We start from the raw sequence: 21,408 nt of genomic DNA, 5'->3' as shown, positions 1-21,408 counted from the left end.
AACCATACAAAGACCTTTGCAGTAATTTGGGATCTACAAATAGTTAGCCCCGCATAGGCGGGGCTAGAGGTGAAATTGTTAAGCTATAGAATCGAGCAAATTTGCTAGGACAAGATTAGCTTATTGATGAGGAGCGGCAAGATGGAGACGCTCTGGTTTTACCTTTGGCAGCTTATAAGTACGGTTTAAGATCTGATTACCGTTGTTAAGCTCATCTAAGGAGACGCTCTTTGCGTGAGCCTGATCGTTGAGATCTTGCATTTGCAGAGCCTCAAGTAAGGTTAAACCCTCTGAGTTTGTGTTGTTATTTACGGCCTCAGGAACATACTCACCTTCAGCACTAATGAGCTCATATGGCTGTGGAATAGCTGCATTTGGATCGGATGGACGACCTAAGTAGCCTAAACGAGTAACGAGCTGATCGGCTAAGTGCTCAGTGGTTTCGTAAATTACAGTCTGCTTTTCAACATCAGAGTTTAAAGACTGACCTGGCTTATTAATCACCGAGCGAGTAATGGAGTTACGCATTAAGATTGGGCGGTGATTTGGAATAGACAAGGTGGCGGCTACTGATACATTCAGCGCATTCTCAATACTCTGTGCGCGAGTATTTACCGAGATAACCTCATCGATAACCTTTGGAGCTGGCAGCATTAAGGTTGGGATGCTGTCGCTTAATTGAGGATCGTAGCCTGAGTACTGTGCATTAACCTGTACACCGTTAGCCTTAAGACGGTTTACTACCATCTTATAAAAAGGCTCATGGTAATCGCCAGTTACGTTAATAGTTGGAATGGTCTCTTTTAAGCTAGCCTGATTTGGCAGAGTAAAGCCACATGAGCTCAGGAGTAAAGAAGCACCAACTGCAGCTGCGAGCTTTAAAAAGCCGCGCTTAAACAGAGCACGCTTGTGTTGTGGAGTTGCGTTGAGTTGTGCCATGGACTGCTCCTGATATAAAAACTAGCTACTGCACTTACATGTATTCAATGACTTGTCGGCGCAATTGTGCAGTCAATTCTAATGCAAATTAGCTCAAAGATAAACGCAAAAGCGCAGCCCTGTACAAGTATAAGAGCAGATGTGGCATTGAGCCATTTACAAGTATCAGCACAGATGTGGCATTGAGCCCTGTACAAGTATAAGCGCGGATGTGGCATTGAGCTCTGTACAAGTAAAAGAGCAGATGTGGCATACAGTCAGGTGCCCTCTTGTAGCTAAGCATAAAAGAAGTGAGGTGGGGGTGGCCTTTAGATGGCCTTAGATAAGATAGTGTTGGGCCTAAAATGACAAGCGGCCACATGGGCCGCTTTAATGGCCCATGTAGCCGCTATGAGGCAGCGCTGGTGTGGCTGCCTAATTGCCATGCCTTGGCTTATAGGCAGCATGGTGGTGCTGCCTGATGTTGGGCGGGCGATTTTTTTAGTATTTGATTATACTACGATAGAGACTAAGCGGCCCTTAACGTAGATAACCTTCTTAACTTCCTTGCCCTCGATGATCTTAGAGACTGCCTCATCAGCTAAAGCAGCAGCCTTGATCTCGTCTTCTGAGGCCTCAGCAGAAACGTTGAGCTTAGCGCGAACCTTGCCGTTTACCTGAACTACGATGAGCAGATCTTCAGCCTTTAAAGCCTCTGGATCAGCAACTGGCCAGGTAGCGGTATTGTCGAGCTCGTCGGTATTGCCGAGTAATTCGTAGAGCTTGAAGCAGATGTGTGGCACGATTGGGTAGAGCATTACAACTACAGCGTTGTAAATCTCATAACGCAGTGCACGAGCAGACTCGTCATCACCATCGTACTTAGCAACCTCGTTTAACAGCTCCATGATGGCTGCAATAGCGGTGTTGAAAGTCTGACGACGACCGATATCATCGGTAACCTTTTCAATGCAGGTGTGCAGCTGGTGACGCAGCTTGCGACCCTTAGCATCTAGCTTGGACTTGTCTAAAGCGACAAATGGACCAGAGGCAACTAAGTCGTTTACCTGATTCCACAGCTTTAATAAGAAGCGCTTAGCACCATCAACACCAGACTGACGCCACTCTAAGGTGAGCTCAGCAGGGGAGGCGAACATCATGAACAGACGTACAGTATCAGCGCCGTAGAGCTTAACCATATCCTCAGGATCGATACCATTGTTCTTGGACTTAGACATCTTAATCATGCCTACGTGCTCAAGCTTATGGCCCTCATCATCAACAGCCTCGATGATGGCACCCTTGTCGTCTCTAGTTACCTTAGCCTTGAGTGGGCTTACCCAAACCTTAGTGCCATCCTTGGTGTAGTAGAAGGCATCGGCAAGCACCATACCCTGGCAAAGGAGACGCTTAAATGGCTCATCGGCCTTAACCATGCCGCAGTCGCGCATTAACTTGAAGAAGAAGCGAGCATAGAGCAAGTGCATAACAGCGTGCTCAATACCACCGATGTACTGATCTACAGGTAACCAGTAGTTAGCCTCATCGTCAATCATGCCAGTCTCACAACGTGGTGAGCAGTAACGGGCATAGTACCAAGAAGACTCCATGAAGGTATCGAAAGTGTCGGTCTCACGGATAGCCTTTTGGCCATTGTAAGTAGTGGTGTACCAGCTCTCGTCTGTTGCCAGTGGAGAGGTTACGCCGTCGATCTTAACGTCCTCAGGTAACTTAACTGGTAAGTTCTCATCAAGCTCAGGAACCAGCTCACCATTTTCTAAGTTGAGCATTGGGATTGGGGCACCCCAGTAACGCTGACGAGAAATACACCAATCGCGCAGACGATAGTTAACAGTACGCTCGGCAATACCCATGCCCTCGAGCTTCTTGGCAATAGCTTCCCATGCGCCCTTGAAATCAAGGCCATCAAACTCGCCAGAGTTAACCAGCTTACCGTGCTCAACAAAAGCACCCTTAGTTAAGTCGATCTCAGAGCCATCTAATGGAGCAATAACTTGCTTAACTGGCAGGTTGTATTTCTGAGCAAATTCCCAGTCACGCTCATCGTGAGCAGGAACAGCCATAACTGCACCAGTACCGTAGTCCATAACTACGAAGTTGGCAACGAGAATAGGTACGTTCTCACCAGTTAAAGGATGTACGGCGTTAACGCCAGTGTACATGCCCTTCTTTTCCATAGTGGCGATATCAGCCTCAGCAAACTTCTGAGTACGGCACTCTTGGCAGAATGCAGCGAGCTCAGCATTGTTCTCTGATGCCTTGCGAGCAACAGGGTGGTTTGCAGAGATAGCCATGTAAGTAACACCCATGAAGGTGTCAGGGCGGGTGGTGTAAACGGTGACAGTCTCATCAGAGCCTTCGATCTTGAAGGTAATGGACAGACCTTCTGAACGACCAATCCAGTTGCGCTGCATGGTGCGTACGCGCTCTGGCCAGCCTTCGAGCTTATCAATATCGGCTAAGAGCTCATCGGCGTACTTGGTGATCTTTAAGTACCACTGTGGGATCTCGCGCAGCTCAACTTTAGTACCGCAGCGCCAGCAGCAACCTTCTTCTACCTGCTCGTTTGCAAGCACGGTGTGGTCGTGTGGACACCAGTTAACAGTTGAAACCTTCTTGTAAACAAGACCCTTCTTGTACAGCTCGGTGAAGAACTTTTGTTCCCACTTGTAGTACTCAGGACGGCAAGTAGCAATCTCACGAGCCCAATCATAGGAGAAACCTAAAGTCTTGAGCTGATGCTTCATGTAGTCGATGTTGGAATAAGTCCAATCAGCTGGATGAGCATTGTTCTGAATAGCTGCGTTCTCAGCTGGAAGACCGAAAGCGTCCCAACCCATTGGGTTTAATACGTTCTTACCATTTAAGCGGTGGAAACGTGCAATTACGTCACCAATGGTGTAGTTACGTACGTGGCCCATGTGAAGTCGGCCAGATGGATAAGGAAGCATTACGAGGCAGTAGAACTTCTCCTTGTTAGGATCGGCCTTTGCCTTGAAAGTCTGATGCTCATCCCAGTACTTTTGTACCTCAGACTCGAGCTCTTGTGGGTTATACGCAACATTGGTTGCCATAATTAGTGCTCCAATACTTAAACTTACCGCCAAACTTATATTCTTAAGCTTTAGCGATGGGTAGTTAACCGCCTTAGCAGTACATTTTTAAAATCGGTAACGACGCAACGCGCCGTATATGAAGCTAGGTACAAGCTGCTCAAAACTGCAGCACCGCCTAGCTAATAAATCAGCACAAGTTAGTGCAAGCAGCAACTAAAGTGTTCTAAAAAAGACACAGCTGTATACATCCTAACTTGCTAAGTATTCTTGTCTTGCTGCCTTGCCATGTAAGGGCATTTAGACACAAGATTTTTCTACAGCCATGCATCAGGCTTGGGGTAAAACTTCTATCTTAGGGTTCACATAAGAAAAAACTACGAGCTTAAAGCTAATAACCTTTAGCTAAGCTTAGTCTCAGTAAGATCAGAGGCTATGTAGTTAAATAAGATAGAAAAGCAGTGCTGGTGCATTTGCTGTTACTTTTGATCAACTCGGTAAAGTTTGATCTAGGCATTGTATTTTGCCATGAAAGTGCACTGAATTAACAAAATGGGGCAAAAAGGTTCTACTACATACCTACAAGGCCCCGCAAATGAACATGCCACTAGCCAAGCTACAGCAAATAATTAACCACTAGAGTATCTAGTCAGATGGCTAGTTGCCTAGTTTTTACCAATGACATTAACCTCAAAGCCTTATGTCTTTTGCGCAATTATATGCATCTCTTTGGTGCAATACCTCAGAGCCCCCATTGAACAGGCAGTTATAGCATTTTGGGCCTTACAACCAACAAAAACTAGCCAAACATCCACTCAAAGTCAGTAAGACAATGCCAGTCAGTATACATGCAGGGGTTAAGCAAGCTAGTAGCTATAGCAACACATTGCAAAGCAGCAAGCTTGTAAACAGCAAAAGTGCAAAGCAGAGAGCATGTAAACAGTTCAAGAGCAAAAGCAGCCATACAGTTTCTGCTGCTTTTGTGCCTATTTCAGATAGCCACCTCCATACGCCTTGTGCATAGCCACGGTAGCTTAGACGTATTGTTCGAATAAATACAAGTTGCTCATGGCGCTTTAAGCTAGCGATGCAATGGCAAAGGTGGCGCTTTGAGCTTTTTAGTGAGTGTGGGGGAGGTAGCTAAGCTAGGCCTAATGTTTTATGGCGATAATAGCTAGTACTGAGGATCATTTTGTAAATAGAGTTGCACCTTTTGCAAAAGGTGATGCTAAAGAGAGCATGGCGATCATGGCGGCCTGATATAGCTGCGCTTTTGGCTTGGGCTGTATGGAGGCGTAGCGATCTGCGCTTGTCTTGCTATGCGTTTTATCTCAAGATGATAACTAAAGTTAGTGTTTAGGCCTTGTTGTATGCATCGGCACTTTGTAGAATTGACAAACCATTGCACGGCATATTCATGTGCTTTGTTTAATCTAAGGCGCATGGATCATGAGCTTGGGGCGACAGCTTTGAGCTGTAGCTTGGATCATGAGCTTGGCGCGACAGCTTTGAGTGTTTAGCTTTGGGCGATAGCTTTTACCCTTTAGCTTGGGTGGCACCTTTGAGTGTTTAGCTTGGGGCGATAGCTTTAAGCCTTTAGCTTGTAGCTTGTTAGCTGCTTGGCAACTAGGAGCTCTTGATGAGCTTGGTTTGTTTGAGAGTTTAGTTAGCTTTTTGCTTGTGATGCTGGTGCTGGGCAATTTATCTGAATTTGTGGTTGTCACTAAAGGATTTTTTGATGAGAGCTGTTTCTTTGAATTTGATTAAGTCTGTTGTGCTTCCAGCAGCCTTCTTAGCTGCATCATGCGGCATGGCGCAGGCTGCGTCTTACCCAATGACTGAAGGTCAGGTCATGGTTGGTGAGGATACAACCTATGCAATTTCAAAGGATGGTACTACAACCTTAGAGTATGTATCAGCTCACTACAAATTAGGTTTGTCCAATCTTATTGAGGCTAATCCTGGTGTTGATCCAATTGTGCCAATCAACGGCACCCAACTTATTATTCCTAAGCGTTCCTTGCTGCCTGATACTGTTAAAAACGGTATTGTGATCAACTCACCTGAGATGCGTCTTTACTACTACCATGATGGTAAGGTAGATGTGCTGCCAATTGGTATTGGTCAGCTTGGTACTGACACTCCATTAAATTGGACCACCAAGGTAGAACGTAAGAGAGCAAACCCAACCTGGACTCCAACAGCCAAGATGCATGCTGAGTACCGTGCTCGTGGCGAGTTCTTACCAAAGGTATGGCCTGCAGGCCCTGATAATCCAATGGGTTTATTTGCTCTGTACATTGGTCGCCTCTACGCTATTCATGGCACCAATGCTGATTTTGGTATTGGTCTGCGTGTCTCCCACGGTTGTGTACGTTTACGTAACGAGGATATTGAGTACTTATTTAACAATGTTCCTGTGGGTACTCGTGTACAGTTCATTAACGAGCCAATTAAGACTGCAGAAGATGCTGATGGCAATTTATGGATTGAGGTGCATCAGCCACTGTCCATGAGCGAAGAAGAGTTTGAGACCTTAGATAAGAACTTGCCATTTAAATTCACCAAGGCACAACAAGAGTTCTTTAAACGTCCTGAGATCAATCAAGAGATCTTACAGCAGGCTTTAAATGATCGTACTGGTCGTGTAACTCTGCTAAATCCAGCTACCTTCTAAGTAAGAGCAATTAACAACACGCTAGTAGCATCTCATCTAATTGGCATGAGATGGATGGCGTGAAGCTTTACTAAAATTTTTATAAAGCAAAGCCCTCGTATCTTTAGTGGTGCGGGGGCTTTGTTTTTTTACTGAGGCTCTTCAATGCCTTATTTATCATGCATTTAATTTGATTTTGTATTTTATCAGCGTAGGGTAACTCAACTTTTTGGTTGCAGAATAGTTGCACAATCTCGCTTTCGTCACATTGTGTGTGCACAATCATAGATATAAAAAGCCCGCAATAGTATGATCGTAACGTAACTGTATTCTCTTTATTTGTCGACTGTATTGGTCATTTTTGGTTTGCACATGAAACGTTCTGATAGCCGCTTAAAACGTAAGTTAGCTAGCTTCAAACAGATCTTTAACTCTGATCCCAACTTCCGCTCAATTGGTTTCGGACTAGCTTCATGCGCACTCTTGCTGACTGTTAGCAACGGGGCCATTGTCTATGCCTCTGACAGTAATGCTAAGAGCGATACTCTCATTGAAAATCAAAACGGCACAGCTCAGATACTTAGTGCAAACGACGGCATTGCTCCAACAGATATTAAGTCTTATGCAGATAATCCTCATGAGTATGTGCCAAATCATGCAGCCCCTGACTACCATAACATTACACCAGAAGCGCGTGTAAATGAGGGCCTATGGAGGCGCTTCTTTGGTTTTGCTGATGCCACTGCAAGACAAGTTGCACCAAATGAACACGAAAATATGCATATGGTGCCGCATACTCTTTACAACGTCGACAGTTTAGGCAAAGAACACGACGGCTCAGAGTTACTGTGGGATACGCTCTTATACAAGGTTGAAAATAGAAATCTAGAACCACGCGCTGAATACCATGAGGATATGGTTGATCAAATGCACCGTGGTATTACTTTTGTATCCTACTTTCTGCACCTTTATACCCCGCAAGCTTCTGATTACAACGTACCTTTGTATATCGTCAAAGCTGAAGATATGCGTCAGGCGGTTAGTGCTGTTGATATCGGCCATGCTATAACCTCTAATCGATCAGATAAGAGCTTTGTAAAGCCATCAGATATTTCCTCCCATCATAATGGCGAAGCTACTTTAGGTACTCCAGTAGATAGCGTTAAACGCGGTGGCTATCCACTGTACTACATGTCTCAAGTACGTGATCGCGTCTATGAGGTCGGTCCATGTGCCGGCATGACTTATATTGAGGCTGACTTAAAGGGTAAGTGTAAGTCCCATCAAAGATACAATGGCTTGTTATTGCTCTCAATGCCGCTACCAGAGGTGGCAAGACAGGGCGTCTTTTTAGGTGAGCCACAGTCAGTGGGCGTTAATGCCATGAGCGCCAACTACTTGCCTCAAGGTATGGAGATTGGTGCCCGTTTAGTTGGCTTTAACTCATCATTTGAGACTGAGAATAGTTCTTTTGGCAAGACACTCCATTCTTTTGATAAGCATTTGTACTCAGTAGGCTTAAAAAAGTTTGTTGAGCCTAATACAGCCTTAGCTTCTTTAGGCAAGGATTGCTCGCACAGTAATCAAAAGAATAATTGCCAACTGTTCTTTGTGGGTAACAATGTTAATCACCTCTTATCTGTAGGCAATGTTGATAGCAAGTTTGATCTGCACTCTTCAGCAAGCCTCGATGTGGGCACACCTGATGCCACCATCGCTATGCAGATCGGTGCTGATTTACGAACTGATCTTGCCGATGTGCGTCCTAAGGGCTATGAGAGTCATGCTCATCCAGCTTTAAAGGGCTCGGCTATGCACAATGCCAAGTCAGATACCTCCACTGTGCTTAATAAAGTCTCCGAGGTTGCAGGGAGAACCATGGACATTGTGGGTGGTAAAGAGAATAAATCTACCTCATGGCGTGAAGTTGGCAAGGCAGGCGAGGATTTAGCTCAGCGTGCCGCCATTGTTGAAAACCGCAGCACCGTCGTCTCAGATGACGCTGCAATCGAAGCAGAGGTCACCTCTGCAAGCACTGCTGCAAACGCAGCAGCTACCCAGATCGCAAGTGCTGACAACCAGTCTTTAGCTAGTGTTAGCCAGGATAGCAAGAGTGAGAATAACCAAAACCAAGGTAGCAAGGGTGAGAGTAGCGCAAGCCTTGGTAGTAAGAACAGCAATAGTCAGTTTAACCGTGAGATTTATGGCGAGGCTCAAAATGGTCAGGATGTAAAGCCTGAGGAAATTGCTGCTGCCTTAGCTAGCGGTGAAGTAGATGAGGCCGTATTGTTAAATGCTGACTTGCAAGCAGTAGCTAAACAACGTCGTAAAGAGCTGCAAGGTGAAAACGCTCGTGTTTATGATGTACCGGCTATTGAGTCCATCCCAACTGCTATTGAATACCGTGATAGATCAGTTAAGCATGAACTTTATGGTATTCCGGTGTCATTTTCTATTACCGGCAAGCCTAATTTAGAGCTGCGCAATACCATCTTGTCTTCTGAGCAGTACAAGAACTACTCCATGCTAACTGAGCTTGAGATGACCATGCTCTCAGATCTTGGCTATCGCATGGAACCACGCGAGTTCTATGGTACCTCCATTTACTCATTTGGCTCAGCTGGCTTTAAAGTGCCACGTAATGTCCGTTCTAACTTCTCTTACTATGACCATGAGACAGGCGGCTACAATCCAAAGCTTCCATCCCGTGCGCCTTTAGCAACCGGCGTGCATATTTACGGTTCATACAATGACGTTATGCATGGATCCAAGGTAAGCTCAGTAGGCGCAGGATCAATTGGCGTTCGTATTGACGGCTCAAATAACTACTATTACCAAACTCCTAAGTCATCGATTGTGGTAGCTGGTAGAAATGGTATTGGACTTGCCTATACATACGGCTGCAATAACGATGCTTATTTATCTGGCTATATCGGTGCTTTAGGCGATGGTGGTATTGGTGTTAAGGTCGATATGGGATCTAACATCTACTCAGATTTAATTGAGTATCGTGGTTCATACACCCGTGTTAGAACTCTTGATTATTTAAACCACAGCTCCTCAAAAGCAAAAGCAGCTGAGTTAGAACTACCAGATGATCTTAAAGGCCCTCAGATTGTAGATCTCATCATTGATGGTGTCGTTGAAGGTGAAAGAGCTGCTATCTATATTGATGACGCATCGTTTGTTAAGAACATTCACATAACTACTAATGGTGTAGTTAACGGTGGCATTTACTCACTGTGGAATCCAGCTCCTGATGTATCAGGCAAGATTGTCATTAGACAAGATCATCGCAATACCGATTTAATTGACGGTGTAGTACAGCTGCCTCGTACATCAGCTATGAGCGGCTTGACCACTAACTCTATCATTGCTCGCTACTTAACTACGGACTTAAATTTAGGTGTATTACTTGATGAGAACAATCATCCTGTAATCCATGATCCAAATAAGCTTAGCTATATTGGAAATGATAAGTCTCGTGTAGTGCTCGCAGGTGATATTATTGGCCGCACTATTAATATTAAGCACTTTGCTGGAAAGAGCTCCATCTTAGGCGATGTGGTGGCTAACAATGTAACCGTCCACAATGGCATCTTGAGCCTTGCAGGTCCTGATGGCACTGTTTATCAGATGCGATCTTTACAGCTTGGAACTAAGTCAGTTTTAGATTTAGTCAACGGTGCAGACTCACAAACCTACGTTACTTCCTTATTCAAGGTAGGCCGTGATGTTGTACTCCGTGTGGATACCGACGAAAAAGGTAGGCCAATTGATAAAGTGTCTTTTAGCGGTAATGTGGCAGTAGCTGAGTATCAGCTTACTGTTGAGCCAGGTGTAAGCTATGCCGATATGCGACGCTTTGGTGCTGATCCAAAGGCCTTAATGCGCTTTATCACTGACTTTATGAACCATAACAATAAGGTCTTTGCCTCTAAGAACATCTCACTGCGCTTCCCTCACTATATTTGGGATAACGCCGGTGGCTATGGTCGTGAGATTAAGTGCACTGCAAGCGGTTGTCATATGGGCGGCTTTGTCTCAAATCACGGTCGTACGGATGTAACCGACGTACAGCACTGGCGCTACTACGTCTCCTTTGGCGGCATCATCTTATTGATCTTATGCTTCTATTTGCGCCACTTCTACATTCGCCACATCAAAAATCGTAAGAGCAAAACAGCATATAACTAGCTTAAAAATAGCCTCGCCATCCAATAGCCAATAATCAATAGCTCAAGATGCCGCTCGCGAGGCAAGCATCACCTTGCCTCTACAGATCGCATCGCTCCTTTGATACAGCTACAGCTACAGCTATAGCTGCAGCTAAAGTTGCAGCCAAATCTCAGGGGCAGCTATCTGATAAGTATATGAAAGCGGCGGACAGTTACATTTGAAGAAACGAGTGGCGGCAATCTCAGCACATAGGCATTATGGCGTGAAAGATACGTATGAGAACAAAAGTGAGCGGGCGCTGTTTTAAATTGTCCTAAGAGGCTAGATTGGCGGGGAAAAATATGTGGTGTCCTCAGGGCTGTGCCTGAGGACTAAATGAAGATCTTATCCTAGCGGATAATTAGAGGCGATATTTGATAGTTACTCGCCAACTGATATGTGGAATGTCTTTGGCAGATTGTGGGTCTTAAACAGATACACAATACGGATGATGTACAGGATGGAGGCTACAGTTAAAGAGGTGATAAAGCCAATCCAGAAACCTTGAGCTGCCATTGGATTACCAGTAAAGAGACCGTGAGCCAGGATATAGCCAACCGGCATACCAGCAATCCAGTATGCGACGATGGTAATGGCAAAGATGACCTTGGAATCTTTAAAACCACGCAGTACACCAATAGCAATTGCCTGAATAAAGTCAGGTAATTGATAGAAGGCACAGAAGATTAAGAGTAAGGAGCCTAGGAGCATAACTTCTTTATCGTCAGTGTACAGATCGACAATTTGCTCTCTAGTAATGAGCAATACCGAGATACTCAAGACAAAGAAGATACCGCCTAAGATAAATGAGCCAAGGGTAGTTCGCAAGGCTCGTCTCCAGTGCAGCGCACCCATAGCTTCACCCACACGAATAGTTGTAGCAGAGGCTAGAGCCATTGGGATCATGAAGATGAATGCCGATACATTCATGGCAATGGAGTGAGATGCCACAATGATTGGTCCGAATGGGCTTAACAAGAGTGAGACTAATGAGAAGCAGGTAACCTCAACAGTTAGTGAGAAAGCTAGAGGAATACCAAAGTGCAGTAAGTCTTTAACATCTTGCTTCTTGATTGGGAAGCTGTGCTCATAAATACGGAAGCGTGCAAAGCATTTGGCTCTACGTACGTACAAATACATGAAGATGCAGGTTAGGTACATAGTAAGCGAGGTTGCAATGCCACAACCAATACCGCCAAAAGCCGGAATACCAAAGAAGCCGAAGATAAAGATGTAGTTAAGTGGGATATTTAGAACTAAAGCGATAAAGCCAAACACTGAGGTTGGTAAAGTGTTGCCAAGGCCCTCCCAATAGCCACGTAAGATGTTATACATAGCAAAGGCAGGCATACCAGCAGACACAGAGATTAAATACCACTGACCTACATGAGCCATCTCAGGATCGGCCCCTGGAATCATCTTATAGATTAGCGAGAGTAAGCCTAAGATGATGCCCACAATAACTGAGGTGATCAGAATGATGACAGTAGCAAGATGCATCTTCTGTGGGATGAGCTCAGTTTTACCAGCACCGCGCAATTGAGCTACGGTTGGCTGAATAGTAAGAGACATACCGACTAAAAAGAGTACACCTGGCCAGAATAAGGATGCGCCAATGGCTACACCAGCTAATTGCGTTGCACCTGCCATTCCGGACATGACTGTATCTACAACTGACATGCAAGTAGTAGCAATCTGACCTAAGAAGATAGGTAAGAACAGCTTAGAAGTGCGTCGCATATCCGAGGCAAAACTCGGAACAATCTCATCGCCAGCAAAGAGCTGACGTGGACTTCTTTCGTTGCTTTCCATTTGTAAAGTAATTCCTGCTTAACGCTTTCTTGCACTCTTATATTGTTAACCAAGAGCTCTAGTGAGTATCTAGCACATGTCTAAAGAGAATCATCATGCATGAGATAGATACTTTAAGATCAACCACAAACTTTTCCTGTCTAACAGGAGACACCAAAACAACATTCTTTGACACAAATAGATGGTCAGAAAAAGCCACTTACTTACATCATGGCAGTGACCAAGGGGCCATCAATAACTACGAGATGCGACTGGTAGATGAGACACCTTTACAGCATATGCCCGCCATCACTAAGATCACCTTGTTTTGATGGCAAGTTAAATCGTCTTTCTATGTCTTGAGCGTATAAACATCTTTGCCAACAACCTCAAGCTAAAAGCTGCTTTAAGGTTGTGATAGTCAAGATTAGAGAATGTTGTATTTTCAAATAGATTGCTAGCTAAACATGTAGGCAGACATACAGACAGTAAACGTACTTGCCCATCAAGCTTAGCTAAGCCTTGTAACAACAAGCGCAAGGAAACAGTTAACTTAAGTTTCTTATATGCACTACATATACAAAGTACTCAGCTCATTTGTATTGGCTAAACTTGGCCATGAACATCTATTGGTCTTGATCTAAAGTAGAGCACTAGCATTTGTATATTAGTACTATTGAGTACTTATTCAGTAGCGGTGGCTATCATATAGCAATACATCCTCAAAAAGCTAGCAAGTGCGATATTTTTCTTATAAACGCCCATTTATAACGTTCATCGCCGCCCATCTTGTCTTTATCCACCGCATTTAGGTGCAGCAAGATCAAAATACATCAAGCCCACAAAGCCATCTACACTTCTGATTCATAAGGATTGAACCAATCAATCCCACATAGTCTTCAAGCACCAACCTCTTGCACCTCAAACAGATCCGTCGTACAGAGCAAAGGTAGGCAAATGTAGCACGTCTATACAAAGCAAAGGTAGGTAAAAGTGGCTCCCGTATACAAAGCAAAGATAGGCAAACGTGGCACCTGCATACAAAGCAAAGATAGGCACTTGCAGCACGTCTATATAAAGCTATGAGAGCAGGAGCAGTAAATGTCACCAAGGCTCCTCAAAAAGTCCACTAAAGACTGGACACTCCCGTAGACAGATAACATAGAGCTACCAAAGCATCAGGGATCATATTGATTGTTAAGCCCAAGCTATAGCTGCAGCTTATAACAAATAAGAATGGCTACTACTATGCGCAACAGTTTCGTATAAGGTGATGTCAGAGCATCTTTTCGTGTGTGTTAATTATGTGGTGACCATGATGTGAGATCTAATACAAACTTGTATGCAAGATCGTGAGTTTTGTAGTCAAAGATCGCTTGTATATGCGGATCTAGATACATTAAATAGGGCTTTAGATGTGTTTGCTATGATTTTGTAAATGGCTTGTTTATGCTGTTTTTAGCGTTGCATTGCATTTTGTTTACAAAGTTTTGGGACTTGAGACACGTTTAAGGGAGTTTTGGTTAAGTTGTTGTGAGTAACAGATAGAACGCGTTGATTTGCTTAATCATAGATGCAATATTTGTATGTAATAAAGATAGCCTACGAAAAAATTTCTGCTCTAAGTCACACATTTAACTAGCGCTTAACATTTGAGCAAGAGAGGCCATTATACGGGCAATGTTAGATGATCTAGGTAAATGGGGAACAGTCACTTAACTTTTGTTTACAAAAGATTTTTTGATGTTTACAAATGGCTTTTATACGGGCTTTGAGCGCATTTAGTGGTGATCTTTTAGGAAGCATTATTAACTTTTTTGGTGATTTACGATCTTTTAACAATTGGGCCAAAATTTTTTAACTTTGAGTTTCTAAGATAGCGACAACTTCAAAACAGGAGAGTTATTTTATGAAGTTTTCTAAGTTATTTACCGCTATCGCTGCTACCGCTTTCATGACCGTTGCTTCTTCAGCTTATGCTGCTGGTTCTGTTGCAACTGAGGGTTCAACCTCCATGGAGCACCTCATTGGCGCAATCGGTGAGTCTTTCACTAACCAGAACCCAGATATCCGTTTCACCTTCAACCCAACTGGTTCAGGCGCTGGCATCCAGGCTGCTGCCGAGGGTCGTTGCGACATTGGTCTTTCTTCACGTGCTTTAAAGGGTGACGAGACCAAGACCTTAAACGGTGAGACTGTTGCTTTAGACGGTATCGTTTTAGTTGTTAACCCAGCTAACCCAGTAAGCGACTTAAGCTTAGAGCAGATCAAGAAGTTATTCTCTGGCGAAGTTAAGTCATGGAAGGAGTTAGGTGGTGCTGATAATCCAGTAGTTTTAATCGGTCGTGAGGCTGGTTCAGGTACCCGTGATGGCTTTGAGTCTGTAACTGGCACCAAGGACGTATGCAAGTACCGTCAGGAACTCACCTCTACTGGTGACGTTATCGCTACTGTTTCCAAGAATCCTAACGCTATCGGCTACGCTTCTTTATCCGCAGTATCTGACAAGATCAAGCCTTTAACTGTTGGTGGTGTTCACGCTGACGTTAACACTGTTCAGGACGGTTCTTACAAGTTACAGCGTCCATTCATCTTAGTAACTAAGAAGGATGCTAAGCAGTCTGATGCTGTTAAGAGCTTCTTAAACTACGCCTTATCTAAGGATGTAGATCAAATCGTTAGCGACACTGGTGCTGTTCCAGTTAAGCGCTAAGAGTTAAGAGCGGTATCAGAAAAATCCGCCGCAACTCAAAGTACATATTTATGTACACAGCTAGCAAATTATGTTGTTAGCGTGCAGTAAAACTGCAAAGCTCTCCTCTGGCTGCACTTAACGGTGCAGCCTGAGAAAGAGAATAAGAAGAAAGTTAGACACCTAGTTCCCCCGATCAGGGCTATGCAGGTGCATTAGAACACAGAACTCTAAGCCTGAGCATGTAAAGACTGAAAGAAAGTGGTCTTAGTAATTGAGAGGCTCTGCTTAGAGATTCCTGTGCAGTGACAGCTAAATCATTAGCTGCACTTGCGGCTTTAAAGTCGCTCGAGCCTTACAGGCTTTTTGATTGAACGAAATCCGGTTTGTTTAAATGATCAGAACAAAGTCTTCTAAATGGGATATTGAAGAGGCAGCCCGTTATTTCTTCCTCTGCTTCGGTCTTATCAATATCGCTCTTGTTGTCCTCATCAGCATCTATTTAATCATCGCAGGCTTACCTGCAATCATCGAAATTGGTCTTGTTGAGTTCCTCTTTGGTGATACCTGGGCATCAAATGCCATGGAGCCAAAGTTTGGTATTCTCCCATTCATCCTTACCTCCATCTACGGTACCGTTGGTGCCATTATTTTAGGTTTACCATTAGGCTTCTTCTGCGCTGTCTATTTAGCCAAGTTAGCACCAAAGCGTATTACCGATGTTATCGAGCCAATGATTGACCTGCTTGCTGGTATTCCATCAGTAGTTTACGGCTTCATCGGTATGCTCGTGTTAGTACCTTTAGTACAAAGCGTATTTAATCTGCCAGATGGTGCCTCCTTATTAGCAGCCATCTTAGTACTTACCATCATGATTCTGCCTTCAATTATTAAGGTGTCTATTACTTCCTTAAGAGCAGTTCCTGAAGAGTACGAGTTAGGTTCATTAGCCTTAGGCGCAAACAAGATTGAAACTGTTTTCCGCGTAAGCGTATTAGCTGCAAAAAGCGGTATCGCCTCAGCAGTAGTTTTAGGTGTAGGCCGTGCAATCGGTGAAGCAATGGCTGTAATGATGGTTGCTGGTAACGTACCAAACATGCCATCTATCTTCGAGTCTGTACGTTTCTTAACCACTGCAGTGGCTTCAGAAATGTCCTATGCAGCTGGTTTGCAGCGCGAGGCTCTCTTCTCCATCGCTTTAGTGCTGTTCGTCTTCATCATGATGATCAACGCTACTTTAAACCTCATCTTAAAGAAGGGCCGTATCTAGTCGGCCGATTGAAGTAAAAGTAGGCCATCTCCATGTGTAGATGGATCTACTTAGCAAGTGCTGAATTACAAAGTTTGTACTGAGTCATACACCATGTCAGACACATCAGTTTCAATTTCAACTAAAGTTACTAAGAGCAAGGGTCATTCTATGAGCGATACCCATCACCTTTTCGAGCCATCAAAGAACGCCACCCAAAGAAAGCTTTATGCTTTTACCATGCGTTCCATGATGTACCTTTGCACAGGCCTTACCGCTAGCTTAGTTATCTTCTTAATCGCTTACATTCTCTTTCAGTCAATCCCATACTTCTCATGGGAAATTTTAACTAGCTCACCAAGCTACTTAAAGCGTACTGTTGGTGTGCTGCCAGATATTTTAAACACCATTTACATCATCATCGCAGCTTTAGTATTAGTGCTGCCACTGGGTGTTGGAGCAGCTATCTACTTAAATGAGTATGCAACTTCACGTCGCTTAGTGAACATCATTGAGTACGCAATTGAGACCTTAGCAGGTATCCCATCTATCATCTACGGTCTTGTGGGTATGCTCATCTTCTGCCAGTTCTTTGGTCTTCAGACCTCACTTTTGGCAGGTGCTTTAACCTTAGTAATCATGACTCTGCCAACTGTCATCCGTACTACTCAAGAGAGCTTAAAGACTGTTCCATCAGGCTATAGAGAGGGTGCTTTTGGTTTAGGTGCTGCTAAGTTCCGCGTTATCCGTACCGTAGTTTTACCTTGCTGTGTAGACGGCATTGTAACTGGCTGTATCTTAGCTGTTGGTCGTATGTTAGGTGAGTCTGCAGCTCTGCTCTTCACCGCCGGCTTTGCCCACACCTTAAACGGCTTTATCGACGGCATGATGAACTCAGGTGCAACCTTAACCGTAGCTCTGTATGTATACGCAAAAGAGCAGGGTAAGTTTGAAGTTGCCTTCGTTATCGCAGCAATCCTGCTTGTATTAAGCTTAATCATCAACATCGCAGCCTCTACTGTTGGTGCTCAGATGAAGCGTCGTGCAGGCAAGAACGCCCGCTAATACACACTAAGTGGACTGATACAAACGCAGTCCACACCAAAGCAAAAGTAAGAAAGCTAACGAGCACGTGCAAGCAAAACAAACATGCACGTGACTTACTCAAAAAAGATTCCAGGCTCACAAGCAACAAAAAAGATCACAAGATCAAGACTTGCCCTCAGCGCGAAGGAAAACTCCAGTGAAGCTATAAAGGAGGAGCGCTGAAAAACAGTTGTGTTGTGTGCACCACGATTTTAGTCGTTCACTTGTCAGTGACGGCTTATTTGGATAGAAGTATGAACTCAGATATCGTTTTCAACGTAAGTAACTTCAACCTCTGGTACGGCAATGGCTCTCACCATGCTCTCAAAGACATCAACATGCAGATCAAGCCAAATGCTGTTACTGCATTCATCGGCCCATCTGGCTGCGGTAAGTCCACCTTTATTAAGACATTAAACCGCATGAACGACTTAGTTGATGGCGTTACTACCTCTGGTTCTATTAAGTACTACGACACTGAGATCTTAGAGCCAAACTTAGACGTATCTGCTTTACGTAAGGAAGTAGGCATGGTGTTCCAGAAGCCTAACCCATTCCCAATGAGCGTGTACGATAACATCGCTTATGGTCCACGTACTCACGGCATCAAGAACAAAGCAGAGTTAGACGAGATCGTAGAGCGCAGCTTACGTCAGGCTGCTATCTTTGATGAGGTTAAGGATCGTCTTAAGTCATCGGCTTTAGGCCTTTCTGGTGGTCAGCAGCAACGTCTGTGTATCGCTCGTGCATTAGCTGTTCAGCCACACGTATTGCTCATGGATGAGCCAACTTCCGCTCTTGACCCAATCTCAACTTCTAAGATTGAAGATTTAGTCGCTGATTTAAAGAAAGACTACACCATCATCATCGTTACCCACAACATGCAACAGGCTGTGCGTATCTCTGATGACACCGCATTCTTCTTACTTGGTGACTTAGTCGAGTTCAACGACACCGACACCTTCTTCTCCAAGCCACAAGACAAGCGTACCGAAGAGTACATCACCGGTCGTTTTGGTTAATCGTACTTTTTACAACCTCAAAAACCTGTGCCGCCAAGGCGGCACTCCAAAGCTTCAACAAACAATATCGGTTAATTACTTTGCATCCATAAGAAGCTTTAGATGTTGTTAAGCAAGTCGAGACTACAGGATTTAGTTAGCTACCTGAGAAAAGAACCATTTATCAGTCCTACGACCAAAAGAGCCTTTATAAGTCCTACGACAAAAAGAGCCTTGATAAGTCCTCAGGTAGCAGCCACTAGCTCCTCAATGTGTGTGTATTGATAAGGAGAAAACAATGCGTGACCTTTACAATAAGCAGCTGTTAGATTTAGGCAATGAGATTGTACAGATGGGCCACTTATGCTCAGATGCATTAGCTGGTGCCATCAAGTCTTTACATGAGAAAGACATAGATCTGGCAAATAAGATTCAAAAGTCAGATAACCTCATCGACGCTAAAGAGCGAGAGATTGAGCAGATGTGCTTAAACATCTTCTTACATCAGCAGCCAATTGCCTCTGACCTGCGCATGGTATCTGCAGCTTTAAAGATGATCACCGACTTAGAGCGTATTGGTGATCAGGCCAGCGATATTGCTGAGATCGTCGCCTGCATCGATTTCAAAGAGCAGGCTCACTTTGCCATTATTGAAGAGATGGCAACTATCGCTCAGAAGATGTTAAAGGAGTCAGTCGAGGCCTTTGCCAACTCTGATGTTGCTTTAGCCAAGTCAGTTATTGAGGCTGATGACATGGTAGATGACCTTTTAGAGAAGGTTCGTCTTTTAATGGTTGACCTCATTGTTGAGCACAACCATAACGCCGTAACCATCATCGACCTGTGCATGATTGCCAAGTACTTAGAGCGTATTGGCGATCATGCTGTAAACGTTGCCAATTGGGCAGTGTTCCGTGTTTTAGGTGAGCACCCAGATAAGCACGCAGCTCAAAGCGTTGCTGGCACCTTAGCCGTTTAGTCATATCACCTCAGCCGTTTATTCTTATCACCTTGGCGGCATAGCTTCTAGCCGCTTAAAAAGATGGTGAAAAACAACCAGAAGTTCAATCGTGGGGCCTGTATATCAGGCCCTTTCTATTTATCAAGGCCATGTATATCATGCCCTTTGCCTTTAATGCCCTCAAACTCCCTCATGTCATTTCACTAATGCAGTACATTCTCTGTAAGCTCTTACCAGTTATCGTGGGATGTATATCAGTCCCTTTCGATTTAAATCCCTCAAACTCCCTCAAGTCATTTCACTAAGGCAGTGCTTAACTGCAAGCCTAGCCATCCCCAAAAACTCCTTTCATATATTACCGATCAAAAGCTTACAAAATAACTGTTAGACGCCTGCATTTGCCGCACAAAATGATCAAATCGCGAGCATCTGTATAGTTCAAGTGGCAAAGTGTGTCTTAGCCCATAGGCAAAGATGGTTATTGAGCATTAACTTACATACAAGCCAATTATTTTTAACTGTAAATTCAGGCCATGTAAGCCTTTGTAAATTGGTACGCTCGTTGCTTGAGTTGTATCAAGAATAAGGATACATCAGCATTTAGGATGTTTTCTTAAAACAAATTTACAAAACTATTAGCTATCTGCGTTTTAAACGCACGAATTTCTTATCGGCAAGATTGAGTGGCATTAAAAGTGATGCTGGCTCTCTGCTTATAACGAAAGGAGAGAACTGCAATGGCTTTATACGTTAACACTAACGTGAGCTCCATTAACGCTCAGCGTAAGCTCGCTAACTCAACTCTTGCTTTAAATACCTCATATCAAAGACTCTCATCAGGTCTTCGCATCAACAGCTCCAAGGATGACGCAGCAGGTCTGCAGATCGCCGATCGTTTAACCTCCCAGATTAATGGCCTCAACCAAGGCAACCGTAATGCAAACGACGGTATCGCTTTAGCTCAGACCATCGAAGGTGCCCTCGATGAGACCACCAACATGCTGCAGCGTATCCGTACACTCGCAGTTCAAGCAGCCAACGGTACTAATACAGCTAAAGATCGTAAGGCTCTTCAAGAGGAAGTAGATTCACTCTGTGCAGAAATTACCCGTATTGGTCAAAAGACAACCTTTGCAGGCGCTCATGTTCTTATGAGTGTTGGAGCTAAGGACGGTAATAACAACCCTCTTGACACATTAAAGGATGCCACTGGCAAGTATTTCTTCCAGGTCGGCGCAAATGCCAACGACATGATTACCTTGGCTATTTCCGAGGGTTTCCACTTGAGTGGTATTGCGACAATGGCCAATATTAAATTTAACGAAAAGGATGTTGGTCTATCTAAAAACGGTGGCACAGTACGTTGGGTTATCAGTTCAGCAAGCTTAGCACAAGCTACCTTAGCCAACATCGACAAAATGATTGAGATCGTCGATTCTAAGCGTGCGGCCCTAGGCGCAATCCAAAATCATAGCTGCGACATCTTAGCTGCTTAAAATAACCCGAATAGTGTAATATTTTTATACGTATTATAACTTCTATCGACGCTTATAATGTTGTATCTAGGATTTTGAAAATTTAGATATAGGTCGCAAAAATCTACATTCACTGCACCAAAACGGTGATTTTGTAAAATTGGGGCTTGCGTAGAGGATGGTAGTTGGTGATCATTAAAATTGGCGCTTTTTAGAAAGCTAATTTTAACTAACTAGAGTAGATGCTTTGTAGGTAAGTCAGATTTGACTGTTTTTAGGTAGGCACA

At 44.1% G+C, this 21,408-nt stretch carries 12 protein-coding genes and 1 pseudogene; 10 read left to right on the top strand and 3 right to left on the bottom strand.

Features of this window, described 5'->3' with window-relative positions; all coding sequences use genetic code 11:
* Positions 1 to 120: 120 nt before the first annotated feature.
* Complete coding sequence (locus tag H524_RS0108330) at positions 121 to 939, bottom strand: LPS-assembly lipoprotein LptE (RefSeq protein WP_027939885.1); 819 nt, start codon at positions 937 to 939, stop codon at positions 121 to 123.
* Between the two features lie 491 nt (positions 940 to 1,430).
* Positions 1,431 to 4,013 carry a leucine--tRNA ligase gene (gene leuS / locus H524_RS0108325; protein WP_027939884.1) on the bottom strand — a complete coding sequence of 861 codons (2,583 nt, stop codon included), beginning with the start codon at positions 4,011 to 4,013 and terminating at the stop codon, positions 1,431 to 1,433.
* On the opposite strand from leuS, the pseudogene H524_RS17995 reads away from it, so the two are divergent.
* The 4 genes and pseudogenes from H524_RS17995 to H524_RS0108300 form a co-directional block, all read left to right on the top strand.
* Positions 3,991 to 4,077: pseudogene (locus H524_RS17995) on the top strand (hypothetical protein); the annotation flags it as partial. The gene leuS and the pseudogene H524_RS17995 overlap by 23 nt on opposite strands.
* A 1,463-nt stretch (positions 4,078 to 5,540) precedes the next feature.
* On the top strand, positions 5,541 to 5,759 hold the full coding sequence (locus H524_RS17440; RefSeq protein WP_027939883.1) for a hypothetical protein: 219 nt from the start codon (positions 5,541 to 5,543) through the stop codon (positions 5,757 to 5,759).
* On the top strand, positions 5,731 to 6,669 hold the full coding sequence (locus H524_RS0108305) for a L,D-transpeptidase family protein (RefSeq protein WP_044121826.1): 939 nt from the start codon (positions 5,731 to 5,733) through the stop codon (positions 6,667 to 6,669). The genes H524_RS17440 and H524_RS0108305 overlap by 29 nt, the downstream gene beginning before the upstream one ends.
* Positions 6,670 to 7,020: 351 nt before the next feature.
* Complete coding sequence (locus tag H524_RS0108300; RefSeq protein ID WP_027939881.1) at positions 7,021 to 10,845, top strand: hypothetical protein; 3,825 nt, start codon at positions 7,021 to 7,023, stop codon at positions 10,843 to 10,845.
* A 402-nt stretch (positions 10,846 to 11,247) separates the two neighbouring features.
* Here H524_RS0108300 and H524_RS15005 read toward each other — a convergent pair whose 3' ends face one another.
* Positions 11,248 to 12,678: an MATE family efflux transporter gene (locus H524_RS15005; RefSeq protein WP_052339003.1), complete on the bottom strand. Its 1,431-nt coding sequence runs from the start codon at positions 12,676 to 12,678 to the stop codon at positions 11,248 to 11,250.
* Between the two features lie 1,888 nt (positions 12,679 to 14,566).
* On the opposite strand from H524_RS15005, the gene H524_RS0108290 reads away from it, so the two are divergent.
* The 6 genes from H524_RS0108290 to H524_RS14995 all read left to right on the top strand — a co-directional run bounded on the left by H524_RS0108290 (position 14,567) and on the right by H524_RS14995 (position 21,142).
* Entirely contained in the window at positions 14,567 to 15,370 is an 804-nt protein-coding gene (locus tag H524_RS0108290; protein ID WP_027939880.1) for a phosphate ABC transporter substrate-binding protein, read from the top strand.
* 373 nt (positions 15,371 to 15,743) lie between these two features.
* Positions 15,744 to 16,619: a phosphate ABC transporter permease subunit PstC gene (gene pstC, locus H524_RS0108285; RefSeq protein WP_044121825.1), complete on the top strand. Its 876-nt coding sequence runs from the start codon at positions 15,744 to 15,746 to the stop codon at positions 16,617 to 16,619.
* Between the two features lie 57 nt (positions 16,620 to 16,676).
* Positions 16,677 to 17,663: a phosphate ABC transporter permease PstA gene (gene pstA / locus H524_RS0108280; protein WP_245580453.1), complete on the top strand. Its 987-nt coding sequence runs from the start codon at positions 16,677 to 16,679 to the stop codon at positions 17,661 to 17,663.
* 275 nt (positions 17,664 to 17,938) lie between these two features.
* Positions 17,939 to 18,706 carry a phosphate ABC transporter ATP-binding protein PstB gene (pstB, locus tag H524_RS0108275; protein ID WP_027939877.1) on the top strand — a complete coding sequence of 256 codons (768 nt, stop codon included), beginning with the start codon at positions 17,939 to 17,941 and terminating at the stop codon, positions 18,704 to 18,706.
* A 277-nt stretch (positions 18,707 to 18,983) separates the two neighbouring features.
* Positions 18,984 to 19,664 (top strand): phosphate signaling complex protein PhoU, encoded by a 681-nt coding sequence (gene phoU / locus H524_RS15000; protein ID WP_044121823.1) that lies wholly within the window; start codon positions 18,984 to 18,986, stop codon positions 19,662 to 19,664.
* A 719-nt stretch (positions 19,665 to 20,383) separates the two neighbouring features.
* Entirely contained in the window at positions 20,384 to 21,142 is a 759-nt protein-coding gene (locus tag H524_RS14995; protein WP_052339002.1) for a flagellin N-terminal helical domain-containing protein, read from the top strand.
* Positions 21,143 to 21,408: the final 266 nt, after the last annotated feature.

Source organism: Anaerobiospirillum succiniciproducens DSM 6400, from assembly GCF_000482845.1.
Classification (GTDB): domain Bacteria; phylum Pseudomonadota; class Gammaproteobacteria; order Enterobacterales; family Succinivibrionaceae; genus Anaerobiospirillum; species Anaerobiospirillum succiniciproducens.
Note: the sequence above shows the minus strand (reverse complement) of the source record. Positions and strands in the feature narration are given on the sequence as shown.

Excerpts from the sequence above, each read along its gene's own strand:
- H524_RS0108300 (WP_027939881.1), top strand. The coding sequence starts at position 7,021 with ATGAAACGTTCTGATAGCCGCTTAAAACGTAAGTTAGCTAGCTTCAAA.
- phoU (WP_044121823.1), top strand. The coding sequence starts at position 18,984 with ATGCGTGACCTTTACAATAAGCAGCTGTTAGATTTAGGCAATGAGATT.
- H524_RS0108290 (WP_027939880.1), top strand. The coding sequence starts at position 14,567 with ATGAAGTTTTCTAAGTTATTTACCGCTATCGCTGCTACCGCTTTCATG.
- H524_RS15005 (WP_052339003.1), bottom strand. The coding sequence starts at position 12,678 with ATGGAAAGCAACGAAAGAAGTCCACGTCAGCTCTTTGCTGGCGATGAG.
- leuS (WP_027939884.1), bottom strand. The coding sequence starts at position 4,013 with ATGGCAACCAATGTTGCGTATAACCCACAAGAGCTCGAGTCTGAGGTA.
- H524_RS0108305 (WP_044121826.1), top strand. The coding sequence starts at position 5,731 with ATGAGAGCTGTTTCTTTGAATTTGATTAAGTCTGTTGTGCTTCCAGCA.
- pstB (WP_027939877.1), top strand. The coding sequence starts at position 17,939 with ATGAACTCAGATATCGTTTTCAACGTAAGTAACTTCAACCTCTGGTAC.
- H524_RS0108330 (WP_027939885.1), bottom strand. The coding sequence starts at position 939 with ATGGCACAACTCAACGCAACTCCACAACACAAGCGTGCTCTGTTTAAG.
- H524_RS14995 (WP_052339002.1), top strand. The coding sequence starts at position 20,384 with ATGGCTTTATACGTTAACACTAACGTGAGCTCCATTAACGCTCAGCGT.
- pstC (WP_044121825.1), top strand. The coding sequence starts at position 15,744 with ATGATCAGAACAAAGTCTTCTAAATGGGATATTGAAGAGGCAGCCCGT.